The organism is Vibrio hibernica (assembly GCF_015223435.1).
Lineage (GTDB): Bacteria > Pseudomonadota > Gammaproteobacteria > Enterobacterales > Vibrionaceae > Vibrio > Vibrio hibernica.
In genome coordinates, this window is sequence record NZ_VHKO01000061.1 from 1 (window position 1) to 12,552 (window position 12,552).

At 39.3% G+C, this 12,552-nt stretch carries 8 protein-coding genes; 3 read left to right on the forward strand and 5 right to left on the reverse strand.

Translation table 11 applies throughout. The features are described from left to right. Positions 1–61 precede the first annotated feature (61 nt). Positions 62–1,561, reverse strand: coding sequence for a peptide MFS transporter (locus tag FH976_RS13945; RefSeq protein WP_194091444.1), 1,500 nt, complete (start codon positions 1,559–1,561; stop codon positions 62–64). A 410-nt stretch (positions 1,562–1,971) separates the two neighbouring features. Between FH976_RS13945 and rfaH the strand changes: the two genes are divergently transcribed. Beyond that, positions 1,972–2,472 carry a transcription/translation regulatory transformer protein RfaH gene (gene rfaH / locus FH976_RS13950; RefSeq protein WP_194091445.1) on the forward strand — a complete coding sequence of 167 codons (501 nt, stop codon included), beginning with the start codon at positions 1,972–1,974 and terminating at the stop codon, positions 2,470–2,472. Between the two features lie 106 nt (positions 2,473–2,578). Here the strand turns inward: rfaH and asnB are convergent, their stop codons facing one another. From asnB to nagA, 4 genes are all read right to left on the reverse strand, one after another. After that, positions 2,579–4,243: an asparagine synthase B gene (gene asnB / locus FH976_RS13955; RefSeq protein WP_194091446.1), complete on the reverse strand. Its 1,665-nt coding sequence runs from the start codon at positions 4,241–4,243 to the stop codon at positions 2,579–2,581. A 199-nt stretch (positions 4,244–4,442) separates the two neighbouring features. Further along, positions 4,443–6,071: a cation:proton antiporter family protein gene (locus tag FH976_RS13960; protein WP_194091447.1), complete on the reverse strand. Its 1,629-nt coding sequence runs from the start codon at positions 6,069–6,071 to the stop codon at positions 4,443–4,445. A 116-nt stretch (positions 6,072–6,187) separates the two neighbouring features. Then, complete coding sequence (gene nagC / locus FH976_RS13965; protein ID WP_194091448.1) at positions 6,188–7,405, reverse strand: DNA-binding transcriptional regulator NagC; 1,218 nt, start codon at positions 7,403–7,405, stop codon at positions 6,188–6,190. Position 7,406: 1 nt separating this feature from the next. Continuing rightward, a complete protein-coding gene (gene nagA, locus FH976_RS13970; protein WP_194091449.1) occupies positions 7,407–8,543 on the reverse strand; it encodes an N-acetylglucosamine-6-phosphate deacetylase in 1,137 nt (378 codons plus the stop codon). 483 nt (positions 8,544–9,026) lie between these two features. On the opposite strand from nagA, the gene nagE reads away from it, so the two are divergent. Beyond that, positions 9,027–10,586 (forward strand): N-acetylglucosamine-specific PTS transporter subunit IIBC, encoded by a 1,560-nt coding sequence (gene nagE / locus FH976_RS13975; protein WP_194091450.1) that lies wholly within the window; start codon positions 9,027–9,029, stop codon positions 10,584–10,586. A 215-nt stretch (positions 10,587–10,801) separates the two neighbouring features. Next, positions 10,802–12,466, forward strand: coding sequence for a glutamine--tRNA ligase (gene glnS / locus FH976_RS13980; RefSeq protein ID WP_194091451.1), 1,665 nt, complete (start codon positions 10,802–10,804; stop codon positions 12,464–12,466). Positions 12,467–12,552: the final 86 nt, after the last annotated feature.

Consider the following 12,552-nt stretch of genomic DNA (forward strand, 5'->3'; position numbering starts at 1 on the left):
GTTTGCAACCTGCGGTTTTAATTTTTACTCAAACTATTAAGTTTAAAGTAGGGAACTCAGCTTAATGTATACCCTGATGTTGCTTATCCAGTTTACGCATTAAAGGTAATACAGCTAAGGCAATAAATGTACATACCACAGCGGCCATTCCTAGTTTATTAAATAGACTAGTATAGATATTAAGCGTTTGCAGTGGATCGGTCATATCGCGTGGAATACTGGCAAAGTTTGCCACGACACCACCTAAGTATTGTGAAATACCGGAAGCAACAAAGTAAGCGCCCATCATAAAGCCGCCCATACGCTCAGGAACATAGCGAGCAATCATGGCTAATCCAAGACCACTTACTAGCAACTCACCTAGCGAGTAGGCGCTATAACCGGCAATCATCACCCAAGAACTCGTTTTACCATTGACTGCAAAGTTACCTGCGAAGCTATAAATGAAGAAACCAAGCGCTACTACTGCGAAACCTAAGGCAAATTTCCCTGCAATCGATAAGTCTTTATTGTTCTTACCTGCTTTGGTGTAAATAAGAGCAAGAATAGGACTTAAAATCATGATAAATATTGGGTTTAAAGCTTGGAACTGAGCAGGTGACCAAGTTAATAAATGGGTCCCGAATACCGTGAAGTTCAAATCAACATTACGCAATGCAAACAGCGCTAATGACGTTGACATTTGTTGATAGAAAATAAAGAAAAACACGGTTTGTATAATCAATACTAGGGCGGCAATAAGCCCTGCACGTTCATGTTTTTCACTATTACGAATAAGGTGAGTAAAAATAGCCAGTACTACGATACCCGCGATATATACGAATAGACGAGCCAGATCTTGATATTCTAGAATTAATGCTGAAAGGCCAACGGCAACCACTGAACCCATTAAAACTAACGCAAGTTTTCCTTTATTTACAGGTTTAGTGTCTGGTTCAGAACCGTATTGCGCTAAAGCATTACGCATTAAGAAGTAGTTTGCCATTCCGACTAATAAGCCCACACAACAAACCGCAAAGGCGGCATGCCAACCAAATTGATTGCCATAGTGCTCGTTTACGTAATCTTTTATCCATGGTGTTAATAACATTGAAAAGGTCGAACCAACGTTTACTGCCATGTAGTAAATAGTAAAAGCACTGTCAATTTTTGAATCGTCGCCTTCATAAATTTTACGAACTAAATTACCCGCATTAGGCTTAAACATACCGCTACCTACAACGATAACGCCTAAAGCAAAGAATAAGACCCAAGTATTGTCAGAAGGGATGGTCATTAAAGCATAACCAAGCGCTAGAATGGCCGAACCAATCAGCATGGTACGTTTTGTACCTAAAACTTTATCTCCAATCCAACCACCAATGGCTGGTGAAACATAGATAAGTGCAGCACAAGCGCCCCAAACTAGGTTGGCGCGGCTATCTTCAAAACCAAGTCTCTGAATCATGAAATATACAATTAACGCTTGCATGCCGTAATAGCCGAAACGTTCCCAGAGCTCGATAAGTGAAACGGTCATAAATGACTTGGTTTTACTCACATTTACTTGCTGTGTTGTCATGTGATATGTCCAAATTTAAAATAATTGACCTGTACTCCATTATGTACAATGAGTCATAAATTTTGTTGTGTTTATGCTTTTTTCTAAAAGCTATAATTATTCTGTCCAAATCCATTTGAGAACAAACATCCGATATTTTCACATTAGTTTTGCTAATCTAGACAATTGCAGAATCTAATGTCAGAGTTATATATACCCCTCAAAATAAAAAACTACAATGATTTCGAACGCCAGATTTAATAACTGATTATTAACTGAACAAAAAGACACCTATCTGTTATTTGTTACGGTTATATGTAAATAGTAAGTTAGTATTTCTATATTTCATTGGGATTAAGAATACTCATGGTTCGGGGTAGGTTTTTAATCGACAACTGATAGAATGTGGCGGGATTTAAAAAGGGAAGAATATGAAGTCTTGGTATTTGTTGTATTGTAAACGAGGTGAGCAGCAAAGAGCGAAGTTGCATTTAGAAAATCAGAACCTGACTTGCTATTACCCTGAAGTTGAAATTGAGAAAGTCGTGAGAGGTTCGCGTAAAGCGATGAATGAACCTTTGTTTCCATCTTATGTGTTTATTGAGTTTGATGAAGAGCTGGGGCCAAGCTTTACGACCATTCGCTCAACTCGTGGTGTGGTTGATTTTGTTCGCTTTGGAGGCTTGCCAACTAAGGTGCCAGATACGCTAATTATGGATCTGAAAAAAATTGAAATTCATAATGAGGCGGTGTCTACTTTACCGAAAGCCGGCGACGTGGTTCAGGTTAGTGGTGGGCAATTTTCTGGCTTTGAAGCAATTTACAAAGAATCAGATGGTGAAAAGCGTTCAATTCTACTTGTCACCTTGATAAACCAACAAGTTAGAGTCCCAATAAGCAACAAGGACATTACTTGGGATAGAGACAAATAATAGGTAGATATGATTTCGTAGCGTATTTTTAACTAGAATAAAAATGACCGCGGCAATTTTTCAATTGTCGCGGTCATTTAATTTTATAGTACCAGTTTAGCTATGATTAATAAGCGTTATTATGGACGGCTTTAATTGCTCGGCCTGATGGGTCAGCGTTATTTTTAAATGACTCGTCCCACTCAATCGCGGTTGCAGATGAACAGGCAACCGATGGACCACCAGGAACACATCGAGCAGCCGATTCTAATGGAAATAGTTCTGCAAAGATCTCACGATACACATAGCCTTCTTTTGTTGTCGGTGTGTTGTATGGGAATTTAAATGCAGCGTTTTCTAACTGTTGAGCCGTCACTTTCTGCTCAGCTTGTTCTTTTAGTGAATCAATCCAGTTATAGCCTACACCATCAGAGAATTGTTCTTTTTGACGCCATGCAATAGATTCTGGTAAGTAATGTTCAAAACATTCACGCAGTACATGTTTTTCCATCTTGCCATTACCGCACATTTTGTCAGCAGGGTTTAAGCGCATTGCCACATCGATAAATTCTTTATCAAGGAAAGGTACTCGGCCTTCAACACCCCAAGCGGCCAGTGATTTGTTAGCTCGTGCACAATCAAACATATTAAGTGCTAATAATTTACGCACGGTTTCTTCATGGAATTCTTTCGCATTGGGTGCTTTATGGAAGTATAAGTAACCACCAAAGATTTCATCAGCACCTTCGCCAGACAGTACCATTTTAATTCCCATAGCTTTGATCTTGCGCGCTAAAAGGAACATTGGGGTTGAAGCTCGGATCGTGGTGACATCATAGGTTTCAATGTGGTAAATCACATCGCGGATGGCATCTAAACCTTCTTGAATGGTGTAAGTCATTTCATGGTGAACAGTGCCCAGTTTATCGGCAACAGAGCGTGCAGCAATAAGATCCGGAGCGCCTTCAAGCCCAATCGCAAATGAATGTAGTTGTGGCCACCATGCTTGAGATTGCTCATTATCTTCAATTCGCATTGCCGCAAAACGTTTTGCTACTGCGGAAGTAATTGAAGAGTCAAGGCCTCCTGAAAGTAGTACACCATAAGGTACATCGGTCATTAACTGACGCTTAACCGCATCTTCTAACGCTTTCGTTAAGTCTTCTTTACTGGTTAAGTTACCTTGAACGGCAGCATATTCCATCCAATCACGTTGGTAGTAACGAACCGGTTCAGCATCATCAGAGCTATAGTAGCTACCAGGAGGAAATTCACTGATCGTTTTGCAAACAGGCACTAAAGCTTTCATTTCGGATGCGACATAATAGTTACCATGTTCGTCATAACCTTGATAAAGAGGAATAATACCAATATGGTCACGGCCAATTAAGTATTTGTCTTTGTCTTCATCATAAAGAACAAAAGCAAAAATACCATTAAGCTCTTCAAGTAACTCTTCGCCTAATTCTTGGTATAACGCTAAGATGACCTCGCAATCAGAATCCGTTTGGAAGTTAAATTTGTCTGCGTATTTAGCGCGAATTTCTTTATGGTTATAAATTTCACCATTAACGGCAAGGATGTGTTTTTTGTCTTCGCTGTAGAGCGGTTGAGCGCCACTATTCAAACCAACAATAGAAAGACGCTCGTGAGCTAAAATCGCATTGTCATTGGCATAAATACCAGACCAATCAGGCCCACGGTGGCGAAGTTTTTTCGACATTTCCAACGCAGTAGAGCGCAGTACTGTTGGATCTGATTTGATGTCTAAGATGCCAAAAATTGAACACATACTTTATCCTTAAATCTATTTGAAATGATATTTTTTCATTGCTTCCAATTTGCCAGTATCAATAAAAAAAGCAATAGAATGATGATAAATAAATTATAAAACACGCTTGGAGGTGAATAATTTCTTATTAAACCTGTATTTTAATGAATAATACCTACAGTCGTCTCATTTAAAGCTAAATCTATACGCACTCACCCGATCAGTGATCTTGAAGGTCAACGCTTTTATCCCAGTTACCAACATTGATCTGTTTAAATTGAGGGTTGAGTTTTTCGCAAACGTGACGAGCAAAACCAGCACCTGCCTCGTTATAAATATTAAACGCAGCATCAACACCATTTTCACACAGTTCGGTTACTTGGTCTGAGTATGCAGCAATGGCCGCGATTTGCCCTTGGTAGTTTCGAGCTTTGAGCTGTTCTAATGCGAATTGATTTCCTTGGTGATGCGGCATGGCTAACAATACGAGTTGTACGTTAGCAATATCTAAAATACGCTCCCAAAAGTCGGAGTCAGTAGCATCACCCTGTATAACATTACGTCCACTGCTGCGGTGGGTTTGTGCAATATCTTGACGAGTTTCTATACCTAAGCAAATTTTACCGTAGCGGGTACGAATTTCATCATAAGCACCGGTTCCAATTCGACCCATACCTAAAATTAGGACTTGAGCATTTCCTGGGTTGATTCGTTTATCATGTAAATTCAATTTTTCATCTGTTTGTTCTTTTAACCAACTAGAGCAATGGCGATAAATCTTATGTCCCATATTATTAATTGGTGCTGAAATGATAAAGGAGAGTGATACCGCAATGGCTATGGCGGCCATCATTTCGGAAGGTAGCCAGCTAAGTTTATAAGCAAGGGCTGAAACAATTAATGCAAATTCACTAAAATTGAAAAGCGTTAATGCTGTTAATAATGAGGTTCGGACACGAAATTTGAATAAATTTATGGTTAAGAAATAAAATATCCCTTTAATTGGGAGTAGGAGAAGGAATATAAGTGCCAAGATGGCGGCATCTAGAGTGGGAGCACCTGACAAGCCGATATTTAAGAAGAAGCACACTAAGAATACTTCTTTAATGTTAAACAAAGACTTAGATAACTCTGAAGCTTTACTGTGTCCAGCAAGCAGCATACCTATGACTAAGGCCCCGAGATCTGCTTTTAACCCAACCAAGGTAAATAGACCGGCCCCCATGACTAGAGCCATGAAAAAGCCGAATAAAACAAGCATTTCGCCGTGCCCACATTTGTCTAATAGTTTGTAGAGTATTGGGCGAAGAAAAGGAAGAACAAATAGGCAAATAGCATACCATTCTGGGATTTTACCTGTTGATATGGTCAAGAAAAGCACGGCAAAGATGTCTTGCATAACTAATATACCAATAGAGATCATGGCATAGGTTGAGTTCATTGCCCCTTTTTCTTCTAATGTTTTAATTGCAAATACTGTGCTGGAAAAGGATAAAGCAAACGCGAGTAATAATAATTGTGGAACTTGAACGCCATGGAGCAGGTTAACGCCGATAACTTTTAAGCCTATTAAGATAGCAGTAAAGAACAGTGTGGAAGCAATATTATGTAAAGTCGAGCTTGCCCAAATCTCTTTATTGAGCAGTATTTTGATGTCTAATTTCAGACCAATAGTAAATAGTAATAATGTGACACCTAAGTTAGATAAGGTATCGAGCGCAGGCGTTGTTTCTATTCCATAATGTTGCAGAACAAAGCCTGCAATTAAAAAGCCAACAAGAGGAGGGAGGTTGAGCCGCAAAGCCAGAAAACCAGACACAAATGCGGTGATGATTAAAATAATATCCATATATGACCGTAGATTAGTATTACTGATTAGCTTGGCTAAGTTCGAATTCGCATTAGAAGTGATGGTATCTAAACACGTTATTTCACAAGAACATGTTTAAATACATTACGCTGTAGTTAGTTATGTTCTAATAGTTTTTGCAATAACACGCCATTCAACATGGCTCTTTTTATCATAGCAAAAGCCCCCATGGTTGGCTGGGTATACAATTGTGATTCTACAATAGGCAGGTTTTTATGGAATGCTTTTAGCGAATGATTTTCGATATTACGTTGAATAGCGTGGAATATAATTTCTTTAGATTTGACAATTTCGCCTGCAATAATGATTTTTTGTGGGTTAAATAAATTAACCGTCATCGCAATGGCTTTACCTAGATGGTTACCGACTCGGGTTAGAGCTTGAGTGGCTAATTCATCACCTCGGTTTGCATGTTCACAAATAGCCGTCATATCAAGTGGCTTTATATTCGCTAGTGAAGATGGATAGCCATGGTCTAACCGCGACTGTATATGTGAGATAATTGCTGGATTAGCCGCTACCGTTTCTAAACACCCAAAGTTACCACATTGACATTGATCGCCCAAAGGCTCAATTTGTATATGTCCAATCTCACCTACATTACGATTTGTTCCTAGAAATACTTGGCCATTGACGATAATACCTGCGCCGGTGCCGCGATAAACACTCACTAAAATCGAATCTAGGCAATCTTTACTGGCACCAAAATAATGCTCAGCCAAGGCTAGTCCTCGAATATCATTACCGACAAATGCTTTTACGCCAAACGTTTCGCTGAGTAGATTCCCGAGAGATAAATTATCAATATCTGTATTGGGCATGTATTCGACGACCCCGGTTTCAGGGTTGACTAATCCTGGGAGGATCAAACCAATGGCGATAAATTGTTCGATAATGTGACGATTTTGGTCAATGAATTTTTGTGTATACAGAACGATACCATCCAGTAAGTCCTGTTGATTATCGTATTTGAAAAGGGAATGCTGCTTAGCTAATTCATGTCCACTTAAGTCATACAAACTAAACTGAATATAATCTCGACCTAAGCGTATCGCGACTGAGTGAAAAGGATCCGTTTCAGTCATTAAAGAAATTGCACGTCGCCCACCAGTGGAAGCTTGTTGTGCAACTTCTTTAATTAGTCCTCGCTCAATTAATTGACGAGTGATTTTAGTCACGCTGGCGGGTGCTAGTTGGCTAACATCTGCAACTTGTATCCTCGAAATTGGACCTTGTTGATCAATTAAACGATAAACAGCTGCGCTATTGAGTTGTTTTACTAGGTCTACGTTGCCAATTTGTCCGCCATTCATGTTATGTCTGCTCGTATTGTCCGTTCACTATTGTCGCTTTGACTTTGAAGTTACGATCAAACACTGTTAGGTTTGCCACCATCTCAGGTTTAATTTGGCCTAGTTTATTATCCACGCCGATTGCGCGCGCAGGATATAGTGTGGCCATTCGTAATGCTTCGTCTAGAGCGATCCCTACATGCTCAACTGTATTTTGTACAGCTTCGATCATGGTTAAAGCTGAGCCACCAAGTGTGCCGTTTTCATCTACACACTTACCATCTCGATAATACACTTTCTTACCAACAAAAATAAAGTGATCCATATCGGCACCTGCTGGGGCTGTGGCATCCGTCACTAATATTAATTTGTCACCTTTTACTTTATGGGCAATTCTTATATTTGCATAGTCGACATGGAAACCGTCGGCAATGATACCAGCATAAATTTCTGGAGTATCATAAATTGCCCCCACAACACCAGGCTCACGTCCAACCATTGGAGTCATCGCATTAAATAGGTGAGTTGCGAAACTAATTCCATTAGCAAAGCCTTGACGAGCTTCGGCATAAGTTGCATTTGTATGTCCAATAGACACAACAATATTCGCATCACTCAGGCGTCTAATATGCTCTGGTGAGTTTTGTTCTGGGGCTAATGTTACTTTAGCAATTACGTCACTATTGTCGCAGATGATGTCAATCATATTGCTATCTGATTTTCTTATAAAATCAGGACGATGGATGCCTTTTTTTAATACATTAAGGTAAGGTCCTTCAAGGTGTAAGCCCAACGATTGATTTTGGTATTGTTGTTGGTAGTTACGCTCAGCTTGTATAGCTTGCTTCATCTCTTCATCAGAAGATGTGATCAAGGTTGGTAAGAAACTGGTACAACCTGATTTCAAATTGGCGAGATGCATAATCTGCATAGTGTCAGCTGTAATTTGATCATTAAGCATGACTCCACCACAACCATTTAGTTGTAAATCGATAAAACCAGGACTTAATATGTCACCATTTAAGTCAATGGTTTCGATGTCTTTAGGAAGTTCATCTATTTTTACGACAGAATGAATCTTTCCTGCTGCGATCAATACTGCATGCTGAGTAAGCATGTCATGACCAGTGTAAATTGTTGCATTCAGCAGAGCGTACATGGGAAATACCCTTCTAATTTATTTAAAATCTTTTTATTGTCAGTTTATTCTTATGTGTAATGAGGTCGTTCATTACAGATTCGTCGAAGAATGAAAACTGGCTCTCTATATACTTTTTTCAACTATAAACGTTTCGAATTCTGTTTAAGGTAAAGTTATTCTCATTAAGATAATAAGATAAAACTTATGCGTTAAGCATACTTTGCTATTGGTTACAGTCGCATTAATTGATATTTGTAACGCATAAAACGGTGAAGATTATTCATTATTTTTAATGATAAAATAAGTTTTGGAAACTATCTAGTCAAAATAAGCTAAATTAGTCGCAATTTAGCCTGGTGTCGTAAATATCTCTTGATTGAGATCACAAATAAGACCGCTTTAATTTGCGGACTAAAATTAATTACATAGACTGTCGTTTACTAAATTTTTTATTAAAAATAAGTTATAGAATTCATATCAAATCCTTAGGGGGGAATTACTGTGAATATACTTGGATACGCTCAAAGACTAGGTAAAGCACTGATGCTACCTATTGCAACTTTACCGGTTGCAGCACTTTTATTACGTTTAGGTCAACCTGACCTATTAGATATTGCATTTATGGCTTCGGCAGGTAATGCGATTTTCAGTCAATTGCCTTTGCTATTTGGTTTAGGTATCGCAATTGGTCTTTCTAAAGATGGAGCTGGTGCTGCTGGTCTTGCTGGCGCAGTTGCTTATTTTGTTCTTACCGCAACAGCAAAAAACATTAATGCAGAAATCGATATGTCGTTCTTCGGCGGGATCTTTGCAGGTATCATTGCAGGCCATTGCTACAACTCTTTTTATGCTACACGTTTACCTGAATGGCTTGCTTTTTTCTCAGGTCGTCGTTTAGTTCCTATCATGGCTGGCCTTTTTGCTTTAGTTGCCGGTGCAATCTTTGGTGTAGTTTGGCCAGCGATCCAGAATGGTCTTGATGTTCTTGCTCACGCAATCTCTACGTCAGGTGCTATTGGCCAATTTATCTATGGTACATTGAACCGTGCCTTGATTCCGGTTGGTCTACATCATGTTCTTAACTCTTACTTCTGGTTCGGCATGGGTACATGTCAAGAAATCATGGTAACGGGTGTTGGCGCATTCTCTAATATTCATCAGTTATGTGTGGATCCTACGGTTGCTAAATCACTTGTGATCGGTCAAGAGCATACATTTACCTTTGTAAATGCAGTAACTCCTGAAATCACAGCAGTGGTAAACAGTGTTACCGATACGATTAAAACGGGTGATTTAAACCGTTACTTTGGTGGTGATAAATCTGCTGGGGTATTCATGAATGGCTTCTTCCCAATCATGATGTTTGGTCTTCCTGGTGGTGCATTGGCTATGTACTTAGCTGCTCCAGCTGATCGTCGTAATCAAGTGGCAGGTGCATTGTTCTCAGTAGCTTTCTGTTCATTCCTAACAGGTATTACCGAACCTCTAGAATTTATGTTCATGTTCTTAGCACCTGGTTTGTATGCTGTTCACGCCGTATTTACGGGTCTATCATTAGTTGTTGCTAACATGTTTGGCACACTACATGGATTCGGTTTCTCTGCAGGTCTTATTGATTTCGTATTGAACTGGGGCTTAGCAACAAAACCAGTAACGCTACTTATTATTGGGCTATGCTTTGGTGCATTATACTTCTTTACTTTCAGCTTCCTAATCCGTGCGTTCAATATGAAAACACCAGGTCGTGAAGATGAAGAGCAAGCAGTAGTTGCGCCTAGTGCAGATAAAGGGAAGGGTGCTGTTGCTCGTCAATATCTAAAAGCGTTAGGTGGACACAGCAACGTAACCACGATTGATGCTTGTATTACTCGACTACGACTAACCTTAGAAGATCGCTCAATTGTTGATGAAGCGGTACTGAAAAGACTTGGTGCGAAAGGTGTAGTGAAACTAGGCGAAAATAACCTTCAAATTATTCTTGGGCCATTGGCTGAGATTGTTGCTGGTGAAATGAAAGAAGTCCCAGTTTCTGATGACTTATCAGATGTTGTTCTTCCATAGTCTGTTTTAAAAAGTATTGAACTAAGCCCCGAACTTCGGGGCTTTTTTTATGCTTTGAATTTGAGATGAACTTTGAATCGGCTAGAGCTTTGTAATAGCGATTAAATTGATTGGAATTAGAAAGAAAATGACGGTTGTTGTTGTGTAAAGGCTCAGAATTGTGGATCATTAGCCTCTATTAAAAACACTCTATTATTTTTACTGAGGTACTGTCGATGAGTGAAGTCGAGGCTCGTCCATCTAATTTTATCCGTCAAATTATTGATAAGGATTTAGCTGATGGCAAACACACTGGAATTCATACGCGTTTTCCGCCTGAACCCAATGGCTATTTGCATATTGGCCATGCGAAATCTATTTGCTTGAACTTTGGTTTGGCACAGGATTATCAGGGGCAGTGTAACCTTCGCTTTGATGATACTAACCCTGCAAAAGAAGATATTGAATACGTTGAATCCATTAAAGCTGATGTTAAATGGTTGGGCTTTAATTGGGATGGTGATATTTGTTATTCTTCGAATTATTTTGATGATTTATATTCTTATGCAGTCGAATTGATTGAGAAAGGCTTAGCTTATGTTGATGAACTTTCTCCTGATGAAATTCGCGAATATCGTGGTAGCTTAAAGCAACCTGGCAAGAACAGTCCATACCGTTCACGTAGTGTTGAAGATAATTTAGCGCTCTTTGAGAAAATGCGTGCTGGTGGTTTTGAAGAAGGCAAGGCATGCCTGCGTGCTAAGATCGATATGTCATCATCATTTATTGTAATGCGTGATCCTGTTATTTATCGTGTTCGTTTTATTGAACACCATCAAACAGGAAATAAGTGGTGCATTTATCCAATGTACGATTTTACTCATTGCATTTCGGATGCGTTAGAAGGCATTACACATTCTTTATGTACACTTGAGTTCCAAGATAATCGTCGCTTGTACGATTGGGTGCTGGACAATATCACTATAGAATGTAAGCCGCATCAATATGAATTTAGCCGCTTAAATCTTGAATACACTGTGATGTCTAAGCGTAAACTAAATCAATTAGTAACTGAAAACTTAGTGAATGGTTGGGATGATCCACGTATGCCGACTATTTCAGGTTTGCGCCGTCGTGGTTTCACTCCGGGTTCTATTCGTGAATTTTGTTCACGTATTGGTGTGACCAAACAAGATAATATGATTGAGTTTGGTTCTCTTGAAGCTTGTATTCGCGAAGATTTAAATGAAAGTGCGCCTCGCGCAATGGCAGTGCTTGATCCTGTTAAAGTTGTGATTGAGAACTTTCAATCTGAAGAAATATTAACAATTTCAAATCACCCGAATAAACCTGAAATGGGAACTCGTGCCGTTCCGTTTACGCGTGATATTTGGATTGAAGCGGATGATTTTCGAGAAGAAGCCAATAAAAAATACAAGCGTCTAGTTTTAGGTAAAGAAGTCCGTTTACGCGGTGCTTATGTTGTTCAAGCTAATCGTATAGAAAAAGATAGTGAAGGGAATATCACGACAATTTTCTGCTCTTATGATCCTGATACATTAGGTAAAAATCCTGCAGATGGCCGTAAAGTGAAAGGTGTTATTCATTGGGTATCTGTTGATAAAGGTATTGCTGCGGATGTTCGTTTATACGATCGCCTATTTACGGTGCCTAACCCTGCTGCAGAAGATGACTTTGCTGCAACGATAAATGCAGACTCTTTGATTGTGAAGCAAGCATTTATTGAGCCTAGTTTGGTCGGTGCTAGCGAAGGCCAAGGTTTCCAGTTTGAGCGTACAGGTTATTTCTGTGTAGATGCAAAAGATTCTACCGATGATCAACTTGTATTCAACCGCACCGTTGGTTTACGTGATACTTGGGCTAAAATAGACGCTGAATAAGCTGATCTTTGTAAGGTTTCTTCCTAGAAGCCTTACTATTAATAACGCATTATTTATTATTGAGTATCAATAAAAAACGCACTCAT